This is a genomic window from Roseibium sp. 10G30-5, assembly GCF_055809635.1.
In genome coordinates this window covers 407,666-423,071 of sequence record NZ_CM147918.1, presented here as the reverse complement: position 1 = coordinate 423,071, position 15,406 = coordinate 407,666, and the positions used below count along the sequence as shown (strand labels likewise).

Annotated in this window: 12 protein-coding genes, 1 tRNA gene and 2 pseudogenes; 6 read left to right on the top strand and 9 right to left on the bottom strand. The window is 56.5% G+C overall.

The window, feature by feature from the left end:
• Positions 1-32: 32 nt before the first annotated feature.
• From AC0L7U_RS02150 to AC0L7U_RS02125, 6 genes and pseudogenes are all read right to left on the bottom strand, one after another.
• Positions 33-817 (bottom strand): IS5 family transposase gene (locus AC0L7U_RS02150; RefSeq protein WP_473695626.1). Its coding sequence is split into 2 segments (ribosomal slippage): positions 33-461 and positions 464-817, totalling 783 coding nucleotides; the frame shifts between segments, so codons are not numbered across the junction.
• 528 nt (positions 818-1,345) lie between these two features.
• Positions 1,346-2,524, bottom strand: a pseudogene (locus AC0L7U_RS02145) (M20 aminoacylase family protein).
• 135 nt (positions 2,525-2,659) lie between these two features.
• The gene (locus tag AC0L7U_RS02140; protein ID WP_473693443.1) at positions 2,660-3,439 is read right to left on the bottom strand and encodes an amino acid ABC transporter ATP-binding protein; all 780 of its coding nucleotides are present in this window, start codon (positions 3,437-3,439) and stop codon (positions 2,660-2,662) included.
• The gene (locus tag AC0L7U_RS02135; protein ID WP_473693441.1) at positions 3,436-4,389 is read right to left on the bottom strand and encodes an amino acid ABC transporter permease; all 954 of its coding nucleotides are present in this window, start codon (positions 4,387-4,389) and stop codon (positions 3,436-3,438) included. Before AC0L7U_RS02135 ends, AC0L7U_RS02140 begins: the two co-directional genes overlap by 4 nt.
• The gene (locus AC0L7U_RS02130; RefSeq protein ID WP_473693439.1) at positions 4,386-5,276 is read right to left on the bottom strand and encodes an ABC transporter substrate-binding protein; all 891 of its coding nucleotides are present in this window, start codon (positions 5,274-5,276) and stop codon (positions 4,386-4,388) included. Before AC0L7U_RS02130 ends, AC0L7U_RS02135 begins: the two co-directional genes overlap by 4 nt.
• A 95-nt stretch (positions 5,277-5,371) precedes the next feature.
• Positions 5,372-6,329, bottom strand: a pseudogene (locus AC0L7U_RS02125) (substrate-binding domain-containing protein).
• A gap of 101 nt (positions 6,330-6,430) precedes the next feature.
• On the opposite strand from AC0L7U_RS02125, the gene AC0L7U_RS02120 reads away from it, so the two are divergent.
• Entirely contained in the window at positions 6,431-7,771 is a 1,341-nt protein-coding gene (locus tag AC0L7U_RS02120; RefSeq protein ID WP_473693437.1) for an aminotransferase-like domain-containing protein, read from the top strand.
• Between the two features lie 162 nt (positions 7,772-7,933).
• On the opposite strand, the gene AC0L7U_RS02115 is transcribed toward AC0L7U_RS02120, so the two are convergent.
• A tRNA-Lys gene (locus tag AC0L7U_RS02115) sits at positions 7,934-8,009 on the bottom strand.
• Between the two features lie 405 nt (positions 8,010-8,414).
• Here AC0L7U_RS02115 and AC0L7U_RS02110 point away from each other — a divergent pair.
• Complete coding sequence (locus AC0L7U_RS02110; protein ID WP_473693435.1) at positions 8,415-8,711, top strand: hypothetical protein; 297 nt, start codon at positions 8,415-8,417, stop codon at positions 8,709-8,711.
• A gap of 348 nt (positions 8,712-9,059) precedes the next feature.
• Positions 9,060-9,803 (top strand): cytochrome c biogenesis CcdA family protein, encoded by a 744-nt coding sequence (locus tag AC0L7U_RS02105; protein ID WP_473693433.1) that lies wholly within the window; start codon positions 9,060-9,062, stop codon positions 9,801-9,803.
• Positions 9,804-9,835: 32 nt separating this feature from the next.
• On the opposite strand, the gene AC0L7U_RS02100 is transcribed toward AC0L7U_RS02105, so the two are convergent.
• A complete protein-coding gene (locus AC0L7U_RS02100; RefSeq protein ID WP_473693431.1) occupies positions 9,836-10,441 on the bottom strand; it encodes a hypothetical protein in 606 nt (201 codons plus the stop codon).
• Positions 10,438-11,040 carry a hypothetical protein gene (locus AC0L7U_RS02095; RefSeq protein ID WP_473693429.1) on the bottom strand — a complete coding sequence of 201 codons (603 nt, stop codon included), beginning with the start codon at positions 11,038-11,040 and terminating at the stop codon, positions 10,438-10,440. Before AC0L7U_RS02095 ends, AC0L7U_RS02100 begins: the two co-directional genes overlap by 4 nt.
• A gap of 559 nt (positions 11,041-11,599) precedes the next feature.
• Between AC0L7U_RS02095 and glmU the strand changes: the two genes are divergently transcribed.
• The 3 genes from glmU to AC0L7U_RS02080 all read left to right on the top strand — a co-directional run bounded on the left by glmU (position 11,600) and on the right by AC0L7U_RS02080 (position 15,389).
• Positions 11,600-12,970, top strand: coding sequence for a bifunctional UDP-N-acetylglucosamine diphosphorylase/glucosamine-1-phosphate N-acetyltransferase GlmU (gene glmU, locus AC0L7U_RS02090; RefSeq protein ID WP_473693427.1), 1,371 nt, complete (start codon positions 11,600-11,602; stop codon positions 12,968-12,970).
• A gap of 146 nt (positions 12,971-13,116) precedes the next feature.
• A complete protein-coding gene (glmS, locus tag AC0L7U_RS02085) occupies positions 13,117-14,943 on the top strand; it encodes a glutamine--fructose-6-phosphate transaminase (isomerizing) (protein ID WP_473693425.1) in 1,827 nt (608 codons plus the stop codon).
• Complete coding sequence (locus AC0L7U_RS02080; protein WP_473693423.1) at positions 14,940-15,389, top strand: GNAT family acetyltransferase; 450 nt, start codon at positions 14,940-14,942, stop codon at positions 15,387-15,389. Before glmS ends, AC0L7U_RS02080 begins: the two co-directional genes overlap by 4 nt.
• Positions 15,390-15,406 lie beyond the last annotated feature (17 nt).

The window sequence follows — 15,406 nt, the reverse complement described above, 5'->3', positions numbered from 1 at the left end:
GGCCAAGCCCTCTGTCTGGCTTGGCCTCAGACTCATAACCAGTAGCATAAGGTTGCCGCGAGGCAGAGGGACGATAGAAAGTTCCTAGCATTGCGGTCATAGCGGGTGGCGATCCTGCGGAATTCCTTGAGCCTGCCAAACATCCGTTCGATAACGTTTCTGCCCTTGTAAAGGTATGGCGAGAAACAGTTTTTCCATTTGCGTGTTTTGCGGGGCGGGATATTTGGCAGCGAACTGCGCGCCTCGACGGCTCGGCGGATCCGGTCACTGTCGTAGCCTTTATCGCCATGCAGAACGCCGTTTGCCGGAACGAGCGGCAAGAGTGCCTCAGTTCCTGTGAAATCCGAGACATTGGCTCCCGTCAGGTGGAAGGCGATTGGGCGTCCCTTGTTGTCGCTCAGGGCGTGGATTTTTGTTCCCGGACCACCACGAGCTCGGCCCAGGGCATGGGCTTGAGCCCCCCTTTGCCGCCATGGGCGACCCGATGCGCCCGAACGGCGGTGCTGTCGATCATCACCTCAAGCACAGGGCCGCCAGTTTGGGAGAGCGTCTCAAAGATCCCCGTCCATACGCCTTTCTCAGACCAGCGAACGAAGCGATTGTAGAGAGTTTTCCGCGGTCCGTAGACCTCCGGTGCATCAATCCAGCGCCCGCCTGACTTCAGGACATGAATGATGCCGCTGATCACCCGCCGGTCATCGACACGGGCCTTGCCGCGTGTGTCGGTCGGCAACAGAGGCTGCAACTTCGAAAACTGCTCATCGCTGAGCCAGAAAACCCATCTGACATCGTCAAACTCCTGTTCAGGAGCTTGAATCAGACTTCAACCGATTTGCATAGTCATTTTATGGGTCTGAAGCCTAGGATAAATGCCATACTTTAAACGGCGTCATAAAGCGCAAAGAGTTGTAAGGAAGACGGCAAGAGCGAGCTTTGGCCCGGTTGAGCCGCCTGATGCGAACGGATTGCAGCGCTTTTGATGTAACGGAAGGAATGGGCGGATTTCCCTTCCTGTGGCGTTGCGCCGTCTTGAAAATCGGATGGTTTTCTGCGTAACCGGGCCTAACAGGCAGAAAAATCGGCTCCGACCGCTTTTATGGGACCACAGTCTAGCCCAGGCGGAACATGCATGAAGGGTCCGACGAGTGACAGGTGGTTTCAGGAGGGGCACGTTCTTCTGCGGACAGAACAGCTGATCTTGCCTCTATAAGCTCTTGCGAAGAGCCGAAGCTGAGACGACGAGGTTTTTTGTCAGCCGCCGTCATTGCACCCCGGGTTAAGCCGGGATGCAAGTGTCTGGAAGCAGTGTCGCAATCATCTTGCAGACATTGCCTTGGACCGCCGGTCAATCCTGCAAATAGCGCTCGGTCAGTCGGGCCCACAAAGCCGCGCCGACAGGGAGGCTTTCGTCCCCAAAATTGTAGCTGGGATTGTGCAGCATGGCGGACTTCAAGCCGTTGCCCAATCGGATGAAGCAGCCGGGCTTGTGCTCTTGAAAATGGGAGAAGTCCTCACTGCCCGGGATAAGGTTGCAGGTCTGAACCTCGCCAACCAGTTCTTCGGCAACCTGCCAGGCATGAACTGTGTCTCCTTGTCCGAATTGCTGACAACCGGGTGGCCATGGTGGAATTCAAGCGAGGCCGTGGCGCCGTTGCCTTCCGCGATGGCGCTGGCAAGGGTGCGGATGCGTTGCTCGATCAGTTCGCGCACGTCCTTGTCGAATGTCCGCACGGTCATCTCGATGGTCGCAGTCTCGGGAATGATGTTGACGGCGCTGCCGCCTGAGATCATGCCAACGGTGATGACGGCGGTCTTGGTTGGGTCGACCGAGCGAGAGACGATTGACTGCAACGCCACGACGAGCAGCGAGGCGATGTAGACCGGATCGATGGTCAGATGCGGTCTGGAGGCATGACCGCCCTTGCCATTGATGGTGATCTTGACCGTATCGGAAGCCGCCATCAACGGGCCGGAGCGCATCAGGATTGTGCCTTCCGGTGCGCCGGGATGGTTGTGCAGGCCGTAAATGGCATCAAACGGAAAGCGTTCGAACAGGCCGTCCTCGATCATCTTCTGCGCGCCACTGGTTTCGCCCGCTTCTTCTGCCGGCTGGAAGATCAGATTGATTGTGCCGTTGAAGCGTTTGGTGCGTGCCAGATATTCCGCTGCGCCAAGCAGTATCGTGGTGTGGCCGTCGTGACCGCAGGCGTGCATGACACCCGGTGTTATCGAGGCATAATCGAGACCGGTGGCTTCCTTGATGGGGAGCGCATCCATATCGGCGCGAATGGCAATGCTTTTGGTGCCCTCGCCAACGCTCATCCGGGCGACGATGCCGTGTCCACCAACACCTTCCGTGACTTCATAGCCCCATGACGTCAGTTTGTCGGCGACAAAGCGTGCCGTTTTTTCTTCCTTAGTGTGACAGTTCCGGATTCTGATGCAGGTGGCGACGGATCTGGGTCAGTTCGTCTTTCTTGTCGTCAAAATCGGAGACGCGAGCATAGGCATTATCGTTGAGCATGGGACTTTGTCCTGTGATCTGGACGCCAGGAAGAGAACCGGGAAGCGTGCCACAAGCGGGACCGCTTCCCGGAGCGCTGACGACGTCCGGAGAAAGGGAACGGAAGGCAGAAGCGCCTTCCGTTCAATGGGGATGTCAGAGGAAGCGGGCCAGAAACGCTTGGGTGCGTTCGTGCTTCGGATTGCCGATAACCTCTTCGGGCGGTCCGCTTTCGATGATATTGCCGCCGTCCATGAAGACGACACGATCGGCAGCCTCACGGGCAAAGCTGATCTCGTGAGTGACCACGATCATCGTCAGGCCCTGTTGCGAAAGATCGCGCATGGTGCTCAGGACTTCGCCGACGAGTTCCGGATCAAGTGCCGACGTCGGTTCGTCGAAGAGGAGTAACTCCGGCTTGATAGCCAGCGCGCGGGCAATGGCGACACGCTGTTGCTGCCCACCGGACAGCTGACGCGGATAGTTGTTTTCCTTGTCTGACAAGCCAACGCGGGCCAGCAGATCTCGCGCAGTCGCGATGGCGTCTTTTCTGGAATGACCATGGATGCCGATGGGGGCTTCAATGATATTCTGCAAGATCGTCATATGCGGGTAGAGGTTGAACTGCTGGAACACCATTCCGATCTTGCGACGCTGAATGGCAATCTTGTTCTCGGGCAGCTTATACAGATGACCGTGACGCATTTCATGGCCGATCAACCCGCCTGCGACTTCGATCATACCTTTCTGGATGGCTTCCAGATGGTTGATGCAGCGCAAGAACGTTGACTTCCCAGATCCGGACGGCCCCAGAATGACGACCGTCTCGCCCTTTTGAACATCCAGATCGATACCCTTCAGCACTTCCAGATGGTTGTAGGACTTGTGTACATTTCGCGCCCGGACAAGCGGGGATACACCAGTATTAGAGGTCAATGCTGTTCCTCCTGTCCAAGAGCCTGAACCTTCTGCTCGACGGGAGTTGCGATGGGACCACCGCCATGTTGATCACGGTCACTGCGGCTGTAGTGGCGCTCCAACCAGGATTGGCCGACATTGAGAATGGACGTGACGATCAGATACCAGAACACGGCGACGAGCAGCATCGGCACGATCTCGAAGGTCCGGTTGTAGATTGACTGCACCGAATAGAGCAGATCGGCCATCGCAATGACACTGACGAGGGAGGTCGCCTTGACCATGTTGATGAGCTGGTTGCCTGTTGGGGGCACGATGGTGCGCATTGCCTGAGGGATGACGATGCGGCGCAACGCCCGCAATCGGGTCATGCCAAAAGCCTGTGCCGTTTCCATCTGTCCGCGTTCAACCGACAGCAACCCACCGCGGATGATTTCGGCCATGTAAGCGGCCTCGTTGAGGGCAAGCCCTGCAATCGCTGCGGTCAATGGGGTGATCAGGCTGTTGGTGTCCCAACTGAACAGGTTTGGACCAAAGGGGATCGACAGTCCAAGACGCGGGAACAACGCCGACATATTGTACCAGAAGATCAACTGCACGAGCAGCGGAGTGCCTCTGAAAAACCAGATGTAGAGATTGGCCAGGGTGCGGGCGAGGCTGTCCTTCGACATGCGAGCGACAGCCAGAACCAGACCAAGCAGCGTTCCCAGCGTCATGGAGACGACTGTCAGGCCAAGGCTGATCCACAGGCCGTTGACCACGTCCTTGTTGAAAAAGAATTCGGCGATGACCGGCCAGCCGAAATTCTGATTATGCGCGATGATCCAGAGGAAGTTCGCGGCAAACAACAACGCCAACACCCACAAGACCACCTTGGCGAGCGGGAACGTCGTCCGGGAGTGGGCGACGTCCGGAAGCTTGGCATCGCCCGAAGGCGATGCACTGGCTGAGGTTGACCTTGTTGTCATTTCGGCAGAGTTCCACCCTTGTTGATTTCGGTTGCTGCGATCTTGTTGTTCTTCAGACCCCAGTTGGCCATGATCTTGGCATAGGTGCCGTTATCGATCAGTTCCTGAATGCCATCCTTGAGGATGCCGGCCATCGGAGAGCCTTTCTTGACCACAGCGCCCTGGAAGAGGTCGTTGAAACCGTTTTTCTGACCAACGCCGCTAAGTTCAAGCTTTCCCTTCGACTGCTGCACGAAATAGGTGAGGGGCGCCTGCGACGAGAAGAAGGCATCGGCGCGGTTCGAGCGCACAGCCAGAATGGAGCTTGGCTGATCCGTGTAGGATTGCACGGCGACGGCCTTCTTGTTCTCGGATACGCACTTCTTGCTCTGCGCCTGAATGACACGCTCAGCAGACCCACCAGCCATGACAGCGATGCGGGCGCCGCAAGTGGTGTCAAGCGAATGAATGCCCTTGGGGTTGCCTTTGTGGACTGCGAAGACAACGTATTCCTGAACCCAGTCGACGAAGTCATTGGCCTTTTCGCGGCTGGCGAAGTCACCAATCGGGCCGAGAGCGATGTCGAAACGTCCGGCGTTGATACCGGTCAGAGTTGCAGGCAGACCACCTACGCTGACGTGATGGATCTTGACGCCGAGGAGCTGGCCAAGCGCGGTCGCCAGATCGGCGGTTGCGCCGGTAAGCTCCGTGCCGGTCACTATTTCATAGGGAGGGAAAGAGCCGTTGTTGGCAGAGATCATTTCGCCCTTTTGTTTGATGGTATCCGGCAGGCGATCATGAAGCGCCGTGTTCATCTTGATGTCTGGCAGCTTTGTGGCTGCGGCCAGGGCCGGGCTGGTGGCCAGCGCGACGGAGAGTGCTGTCAGAGCAAGTTTTGTAAATTTCATTTCATTTCCCCAAAGGTTGCGATCCACGGTCGCCTGATGTTGTTCTGGCCGTGGTGACGATGGAAGCAGAATGGTTTGCCCTCGTTTGAACCCGATCAGGACACCTGACCGGGAAAGAGATCTTCGACCGTCAAAAGCTGGGTCGTGATCTTTTGGTCGAAAAGTTCGCGTGCGAAATCCTCGATCATTGTTGTGTTGGCTGTGATGCCGCTGGTGTTCCAATCTTCTGGCAGGTCGATGGTGCAACGGCGCAGCTCATCGAACATCCATGGCGTCGTTTCAGCATATTTGTGGCGCTTTTCGATCCACATGGCCTGAGAGGCATCGATCAGGTCGGACAGTTCCTGGAGGACCCAGCGAGTTCTCGGCGACGATGTCCTGCTTGATGCTGACCAGATGCATGCCGGGAATATAGCCGACCTCGTGGAAGTAACCGGTTTCGGCTGCGCGAAAGTCATCGAGAAGCTGCCGAAAAGGAGAGGCAGGCGCAAAGAAGCCTGCTGGCATGAACGGTGTGAAAATTGCGTCCAGAAAGCCGTCTTTCAACAGATCGACCATTGGCCGGTCGTCTGGTGCAGCTTCGATCAGACCGGGCTGACCAAAGCCGTCGAGGCGGTCGGTGATCGGATGTGAAGCCGTCAGACGGCCCGCATACCAGCGCGCATCTTCAATTTGCACACCCGCGCGACGCACCGCAGCGCGTGTCCATGTATTGCCGGAATCGCGCCAGCCGGTGACTCCGATGGCCGCACCTTTCAGATCGGCAAGCGTGCGAAGCGGGCTGTCCTTGCGGGTGATGATGCAGCGATGGCGGAAGCCGCGCATGATGAAGTTGGGAATGCCAACCACGTCTTGCCGACCCTGAAAGCGCATGGAGGCGTAGCGGCTGAAGGATGTCTCTGCCGCATCATACTGATTACACTCGGCGAGATCGCTCACCAGCGTGCCGACACGATCCACTTCGATCATCAGCTTTTCGGAACGCACATCCCCAAGAACGAGGGGCGTCATATAGTCCCAATCACGCAGGGCCAAACGCAGTTTTAAGGGCATTTATTGTGTCTCAATCGGATTTCGATTGAGTGACGTTAAAAGTTCAGAATATGCTGTACAAATGTTATTACGTTATTGAACATTTAAAAGAGCGATAAGAGATGCCTGACCTGATTGATGCCAAGTGGTTTGCCGCACGGGTTCTTGATGCGAGCCTTGCAGGAATTTCGTCGGGTACACGGGCACTTATCCGCTCCGGCGCGCTGCCCGTTGGGACACGGCTTCCCCCTATTCGCGAGATCGCCTACGAGATGGGGGTAAGTCCGGCGACGATCTCGGCGGCCTGGAGTTCCTTGCGTGATGAAAAGCTTTTGCGGGGGCGGGGACGCAATGGCACGTTCGTGATGGCGGATGAGTTCATCGCGCAGCCTGAACGGCTCGCAAGTTCGGGCAATTATGGCGAAGGCGTCATCAACTTGCAGCAGGCAGGTCCGGATCCCGCTCTTGTGCCGAACGTTTCCGGCGTCAACCTGCTGTCAGGGCCAATCTCCGGACTGAATACCTATGAGCGCTCTCCCATTATCCCGGAGCTTGAAACGCTGGTCCGGCAATACTGGCCTTATGACGCGGAGGCTATGCTGGCAACAAGTGGTGGCTATCAGGCCGTTTATGCCATCTTGCATGCCTATTTCTGGCCGGGGGTGGTGATTGCCATCGAGGATCCTACGGCGATGCGGTTGCTTGATATTCTCGAAGATCTCAGAGCGCAAATTGTGCCGGTTGCGAGCGATCGGTTTGGGCCGAAGCCGGAAGCGCTGGCCAAGGCAATGGAGAAAAAGCCGGCTGCGTTTCTATTCCAGCCGCGCACCCATTCGGTCACAGGCAGGACCGTGGCGCGGTCGCGCATGGAGGCATTGGGGCAGGTGCTGGCCGGGCATGAGTGCATGATCATCGAAGACGATGGCCTTGGCTTGGTCTCAAGTCAGCCAGTTCAATCGCTTGGGTCTTTGTTTCCCGATCGCGTCCTGCACGTCTCGTCCTTCTCAAAGGCATTCGGGCCGGATCTCAGACTTGCAATCTTGTCGGGATCTTCGGCTGCGGTGGCGCGGGTGCAATCCTATCGCAGTTTCAGTTCGGGCTGGACCAGTCGCCTGTTGCAAGGGATCTGCGCATCGCTTTTGCAGGATGCGGAAGGGACAGCCCGGTGCCTTGATCTCGCACGGAAAGCCTACCACCAACGACGTCAATCCCTGCGGCAAGCTCTGCTTCATCATGGCATTGAAACAGAAGATACACCTGATGCGTTGTGTCTCTGGTTGCCTGTGGAACTGGAGAGTTTCGCCATGGTCACCCTTGCTGCGAGACGGATTGCCGTGGAACCAGGCGCCAAATTCTCGACCAGCAAGGTCAATCACATTCGCATCGCAACCTCCTGCCTTACAGAAAACTACGAAGAGATCGCATGGGCGCTATCCCTTGCTGTCCGTATGAGATCTGGCTGAACAGTCGTGTCCGCAGGGCAGGGCTTGTTTTCCATTTGTGCAACTAAGCCCGGAGTGAGACAGAGGCCGCGGCAAACGGAACATATGTCGATGGTGCGCGAAACTCTTAAGACGTGTGGTCTGAAAAGATTTCTAAATTACTGAATTTAAAGGAGGAGATATTGGTGAGCCGACAGGGGTTCGAACCCTGGACCTACTGATTAAAAGTCAGTTGCTCTACCAGCTGAGCTATCGGCTCCCAATGGGAACGGCCTGATATGTGAACTTCGGTTTCTTGCTGGTCAACCGTGTCTCAAGCGCGTTGGGGGCTGTTTATTCAAAGCAGGTAGCACATGCAAGCCCTAGCAGGAAAAAAACAGATGTTATTTACAGGAAGGCTTTTTCAGCGCTTGCCGAATCTAGTATGGTGCCCTTACAGGTTGTGTCGCGTAGTCGTTCCGAGCGTTTTAACGTGGCGTCGATATGAGGTTCATTGACGACGTTGCGTTACTGGTAAACCAATCCTTGTCTTAATGACGAATAACGCTTTGCGGACGGAATGATATATATTTTGCGAAATAATAAAGGGGAGTCGTGCCTCTTCGAATTGGTGTGTCCAATGGACAACTGATTGGGGTGACGCTCGTATTTCAAGTGAGGCCAAATGAGCGATAATTCTTCTGAGGTCGTCAAGTCGGGCATGGACCGTGAGTTCATGAAAGGCCATATCGCTGCGACAATGACGCTGATTCATGCCCTGATTGATCAGGGCGCCGTTGATCGGGACATGCTGGATGTCTTCTTTGGGTCTTTTCTCGAAGAACTGCCCCATTCCAGGGATACGATGGGAATGCGTATCGTCATCAACCAATGGCGCGAAGGTTTGCGCAATGGTGAAGAGCAATCCCAACTGAAAGAACATCTCTACCGCGTCATTTCTGGCGGCGCGCAACCCAACTGAGCTATCAAATTCGGAAAGGCTCCATCAAGAGAGCCTGATCTCCGATATTAAGTCGTGCGGGATGAGTTTCAGGACGTGTGAAAAGACCGGGCCCGGAATGGTGCCGGTCTTTTTGTGTCTCCTGCGGTTTCGCAAGGGTGTATCAGGCTGGTGGGGCGTCTCGCTCACAGGCTTTCCAAGGTCCGATATCGGTTCGTGTTCTCGCGGCCTTGCGCGTTGGCGGGCGTCCGAGATGGCGGAAACGCGACGCAGGGACTTTGCCTTGCCCGCTCTTGCAGGTATGTAGAGCGAAAGGTTTGCGCGCTTTGCAATTTGCGCGGCCGTGAGGTCTCTTGAAAGGAAAAGCGTGTGCTGGAACATGTAACGATCTGGGGTGCGCTGCTGGCCGGGCTTTTGTCTTTCGTCTCACCCTGTGTCCTGCCTCTTGTGCCGCCCTACCTGGGGTTTCTCGCAGGCGTTTCTCTTGACGAACTGACCAGCGGCGAGGGGGAAACGGGCCGTGATGTCGGGCGTCGCGTTTTCTTCGCGTCGATTGCGTTTGTTCTGGGCTTTGCCACGGTGTTCGTCATTCTGGGGGCAAGTGCCAGCCTGATCGGCCAATTGGTCGCACAACATCTCGCTCTACTCAGTTCGATCGCCGGGGCGGCCATCATCATTATGGGTCTGCATTTTCTTGGCGTGTTCCGGATCAGTCTTCTGTATAGGGAGGCTCGTGTCCATGTGGATCGTCGACCGGCAGGACTGCTCGGTGCCTATGTCATTGGTCTGGCATTCGCTTTTGGCTGGACGCCCTGCATCGGCCCGATCCTGTCCGCCATCTTGGCAGTGGCGGCCTCTCAGCATACGGTGACAACTGGCGCGATCCTGTTGGCGGCCTATGCCCTTGGTCTGGGCATTCCGTTTTTGCTGGCGTCGATTTTCGTACGGCCTTTCCTGGGCTTCATGAAGCGTTTCCGTCGTCACATGGGCATCGTTGAAAAGGCGATGGGGGTCGTGCTGATCCTGACCGGAATCCTGTTTCTCACAGGCCAGTTGTCTGACGTGTCCTTCTGGCTTCTGGAGACGTTTCCAGGGCTCGCCAAGCTCGGTTGAATGGCGGCCCGCAGGACGGTTCACGACGTGTCTCAGCGACGTGAGGCTTCCAGCATCCGATAGGGCAGTGTTGTGGGGCGGCTTGTATCTGCACCGCTTCGCGCTTTTGCGTAGAGGGTTGGCATGCAATTCGACTCGTCGATGTGAAATTCCAGACAGGATTTCACTGCATCGGCGGCATTGGGGAAGGGACCAAGCAGCAAGGCAAAGCCGCCGTCATTCAACGGTGTGACCAAGGGGCGCAAGGCTTTCAGGATCTTGAAATTGGAAGACTGCTCATTGCTGCGCTTGAACGCCTCCCACCCCGTCATCGCCTTCTTGTGGCTGATGTAAGTTCCGAGCGTGACACCGAAATCGCTACGTTGAATGTCGCCCGAGGCCGATTTCATCGCCGCTGGTGAAATCTTCAGGTCGTTTTCCAGGGTGGCGATCTGTTTGCTGATCTGCGCGACCTTCTGTGTCTTCCTGTCGTTCTGGCGCTCGATCGAGGCGGTGGTCAGGTTATCTGCCGCATCTGTATTCGAGCCTGGCAGGCGCACGGGGGCCTGATAGTCGATTTTCTGCAATTTGGCCCTTGGTGGTGCGGGGAAGCCAGTTTGAGAGGAGGCCGCTTCAGCCGCCTTGATGGCCGCCTTCATCTGCGCCTCATTGGTCTGCGTGCCAGCGCGGGAGATGATGGGGTGAATGGCCTCTTGCGTGTGGCGCTTTTTCTCTTGAGCAATTTTTTGTGCCGTCGCATGACTGGCACCAGAGCGGGGGACGGCTCGGTGCTCGCCACCTTGCGAGACTGAACCATGGGTGCCGATGGAATGGTGCGGATGGTCTGGTGAACGGTTTGTGGCATTGCAGATGGGGTGAGCGAAGTCTGCTTCGCATGGGGATCTGCCATCTTTAATGCCGCAGTTTCCTGCTCCAGCCGCCGCACGCGCCCTTCCAGAGAGGCAAGGCGGGTCTGCAAATCCTGATTTTGCGCCGTCACTGCACCAAGACTATCTTTCAGGCCTGCGACATTCTCGCTTAAACCTTGAATAGCCATGGCATTGTCGGCTTGGTCCGGGTCTGCTTCATTGGCGGGAAGAATACCAACCGTGACCGTTTTGCCACCACTGCGGATTGACGACGTGCTGGTCACGTCACCGGAGGGGGAGTGCAATTTCTTGCGGTGAAAGAGGCTGTAAGTCGGGGGCTGTCTTGAAATTAATTGCTGTGAAAGCCACAACGCCAAATACGACAGCACCAGCCCCCCATGAAATCATCATGAGGCGTTGGGAGGTCAGTGTTTGACCTATCCTGTCTTGAAGTGGCTGCTGCTTCACGTGCGCCGGCAATGTTGCTCAAGTCCTGATCAAGCGAATCTCATCCGCTTACTGTCTCGGATATGACTGTAATTATGGTTAACGAACAATCGAAGCAGATGAAAAATTGCGAGTTTCCGCGAGATTTCCTGAGCTTTCTCCGATAATTGCAGCACTTACCAGTGTTGGGCGCGGGGCCTGACGCAAATCGCTGCCGCCACTTGGTCGTTTCTTCAAGGCTCGGAAATGAATAGTGCTGTGAAAAATGCGGGGCTGCCGCCGTGATTTTGTGGCAAGCATGAGGTGACCTGAGACGACTGCATCACGAATTTTTATCCGTCCTGTTTTGGAAAAGACCGAGGTCTGCCGTGTTTCTCACGTTAAATCGGTGATTGCCTGTTGGCCGCTGGCTTTGAGCCTTTTATACAGCGTGAAAATGGTCCGGGCAGGCATGTTCCACCGACCGTCGCTTTTGAATGATCAGCCATTTGTGAGGCCCAGATGACCACGCGTAGTTTCTTACCCATCGTATTGGCCGCCGGGAATGGCACACGGATGAAATCCGGCTTGCCGAAAGTCCTGCATGAAGTGGCAAACTTGCCTATGGTCGGGCATATTCTGAAAATGCTTCAGGCAACCGGGTCCAGCCAGACAGCCGTTATCGTCGGCCCGGAAATGGAGGCGCTGGAAGCGGTTATCAGTAAACTTGATCCTGCCGTACAGACCTTTGTGCAGGTGGACCGGTTGGGGACTGCACATGCAACGCTGGCTGCGCGGCCGCTGCTTGAGCAGGGGGCAGACGATGTCATCGTGTTGTTTGGTGATACGCCTTTGGTGCGGGCCGAAACCGTGTCGCGTATCCGGCGAACGCTTGCTGAGGGTACGGACGTTGTTGTTGCAGGGTTTGAGGCGGTCAATCCCTTTGGCTATGGTCGTTTGCTGATGGAAGGGGGCCGGTTGGTCGCTGTCCGTGAGGAAAAAGACGCCACCGAGGACGAACGGAAGACAACGCTCTGTAACTCCGGCGTCATGGGCTTTCGTGGAACTCATCTTCTGTCACTGCTTGACGCTATCGAGAATGACAATGCCAAGGGCGAGTTTTATCTGACCAGCGCCGTTCAAATCGCCAATGAACGTGGGTTGAAGGTTGGGGCCGTCGTCGAGCCGGAATCAGAGTTCCTGGGCATCAACACGCGTGCACAATTGGCTGCATGTGAAACCGTTTTCCAAAGCCGTGCTCGTCTTGCGGCTATGGAGAGCGGCGTGACATTGCAGGCCCCTGAAACGGTATATTTCTCGCATGATACGGTGCTTGAGCCGGATGTGATCGTTGAGCCGAATGTGGTTTTCGGGCCAGGTGTTCATGTCAAGACGGGTGTACGGGTGCGCGCTTTCTCGCATTTGGAAGGCGCGACCGTCGGGGCCGCAAGTACGCTGGGTCCTTATGCGCGGCTACGCCCGGGTGCGGATTTGGCAGACGGTGTTCATGTCGGCAATTTCGTGGAGATCAAGAACTCCAAGGTCGGGGCGGGCACCAAGGTCAATCATCTCAGCTACATAGGTGATACGGATCTGGGATCCGGGACCAATGTCGGGGCGGGTACGATTACTTGCAACTACGATGGCTTCAACAAGGAGCGTACGGTGATTGGTTCCAACGTGTTTGTTGGCTCCAACGCGACGCTGGTTGCACCGCTGATCCTTGGTGATGGGGTGTCCGTTGCCGCAGGCAGCACGGTGACGGAAGATGTCAGCGACGATGCGCTGGTGATTGGCCGCAGCCGTCAGACGGAAAAGCCGGGTCGGGCCGGGGAGTTGCGGGCTCGCTTCAAGGCGGTAAAGGCATCCAAAGCGGGCGAAACGCCGTCCTGATAATACCAATCGTTGCGCCATGCGGAAATTAAGCGTTTGTGACCGCGGTTCTGCAACGAACTGAAACAGGGTTTGATTTCAGATCCCTGCGCCCGATCGGTTAATTGGGCGCAGGGTTTCTTTTTTGGGAAAAAGGATAGTCTCTCATGTGTGGTATTGTTGGCATACTGGGATCGACGGCTGTCGCTCCACGGCTTGTGGATGCGCTGAAGCGGTTGGAATATCGCGGTTATGATTCTGCTGGCATTGCCACGGTGGAAGCGGGTGCGCTGGATCGGCGACGTGCTGAAGGCAAGCTGCGCAATCTGGAGGCCGTGCTGAGTGAATCACCGCTTGATGGGACGTCCGGCATTGGGCACACACGGTGGGCCACCCATGGTGGAGCCACCCGCGCCAACGCTCATCCACATCAGGCAGGTCGTGTGGCCGTCGTTCACAATGGTATCATCGAGAACTATCTGGACCTTCGCCGGGAAATGGCGGCGCAGGACATCCACACTCAAACGGAAACAGACACGGAAGTCGTGGCCCATCTGGTCAACCGCGAACTCGACAAGGGCGTGTCGCCTCGCGAGGCGGTTGCCACCGTGTTACCGCGTCTGCATGGCGCTTTTGCGCTGGCGTTCCTGTTTGAAGGCGAAGACGATCTGTTGATCGGCGCGCGCAAGGGCTCGCCTCTCGCCATTGGGCACGGTGAAGGGGAAATGTTTCTGGGGTCGGATGCCATTGCGCTGTCGCCCTTTACCGATCGCATCACATATCTGGACGAAGGCGACTGGGTTGTGCTCACCCGGGCTGGCGCTGAGATCCTTGATAGCACAAATCAGCCTGTCTCACGTCCGGAAAGCCGTTCGTCGGTGACAGCATCCTTGATGGACAAGGGCAGTCATCGTCATTTCATGGCGAAGGAAATGTTCGAGCAGCCGGAAGTCATCGGGCACACCTTGTCATGCTACATTGATCTTGCTGCGCGCAAGGTGAATGTAACAGGCATTGAACACGCCGATTTTGCAGGCATTCAGCGCATCATTCTGTCGGCGTGTGGCACGGGCTATCTTGCCGCTCTGGTGGCGAAATACTGGTTCGAACGCTATGCGCGCCTGCCGGTGGAAATCGATTTCGCCTCCGAATTACGCTACCGGGAAGCTCCGGTCAGTGACAAGGATTTCGCACTGTTCATTTCGCAGTCGGGCGAGACAGCCGATACACTGGCGGCACTCCGCTATTGCAAGCAGAATGACGCGCGTGTCGGGGCTATCGTCAATGTGCCCGAAAGCACCATTGCCCGCGAAGCCGATGTCTTCTTCCAGACCATGGCAGGCCCGGAAATCTGTGTGGCCTCAACCAAGGCGTTTACCTGTCAGTTGACGGTTCTGGCAGCGCTCGCCGTTCAGGCTGGGCGCTTGCGCGGTGTGTTGAATGCGGAGCAGGAAGGGGAACTCGTGGACGCCCTCGCGGCAACCCCGGGGCTTGCGGTGCAGGCGCTGAAGAGCGAAGCCGCCATCGAGCCGTTGGCACATCGCCTGTCACGCGCTCAAAGCGCGCTTTATCTGGGCCGCAACACCAATTATCCGTTGGCTCTTGAAGGCGCCTTGAAGCTTAAGGAACTGTCCTACATCCATGCCGAAGGCTATGCCGCAGGCGAGTTGAAGCACGGCCCCATTGCGTTGATTGACGAGGCTATGCCGGTTATCGTTGTCGCGCCCTACGATGGGATTTTCGAGAAAACCGTGTCCAACATGCAGGAAGTGGCAGCCCGCGGTGGTCAGATTGTCCTGATCACCAATGAGCGTGGTGCGCAGGCATCTGGCGATGCGCCGAAGGATATCATCGTGATGCCGGACGTGCCGGAGTTCGTCGCGCCGATTCTCTATGCCATTCCGGTGCAGTTGCTGGCCTATCACACGGCAATTTTCATGGGAACGGATGTCGATCAGCCGCGTAATCTGGCCAAGTCCGTGACTGTCGAATGACAGGGCGCGCGCACTATGAGATCATTGCGTTTACGTCAGGGTGGCGCGACGCTGTGATTGCGTTGTGGCAAGAAAGTGGCCTGACACGTCCCTGTAACGATCCGGGCAAGGATATTGATCGCAAGCAGAGCGATCCTGTTGGAAAATTTCTGCTGCTGGTCGACGGTACGGAGCCAGCTCCACGTTTGGCTGGCACAGTGATGGTCGGCTACGATGGTCATCGCGGCTCGATCTATTATCTGTGCGTGGCCGAAACAGACAGGAAGGCTGGATGTGGTCGTCTGCTGATGCAGCACTGCGAAGAACTGTTGAAAGATCTTGGTTGTGCGAAGGTCAATTTGTTTGTGCGGTCAGATAATGAGCAGGCAATGGGCTTTTATGACGGGCTTGGCTATGGCGTCGATGCCGTCGTCACACGCTCAAAGCGGCTGATCGAAGACGAGTGACAATCTGTCTGAGGCGG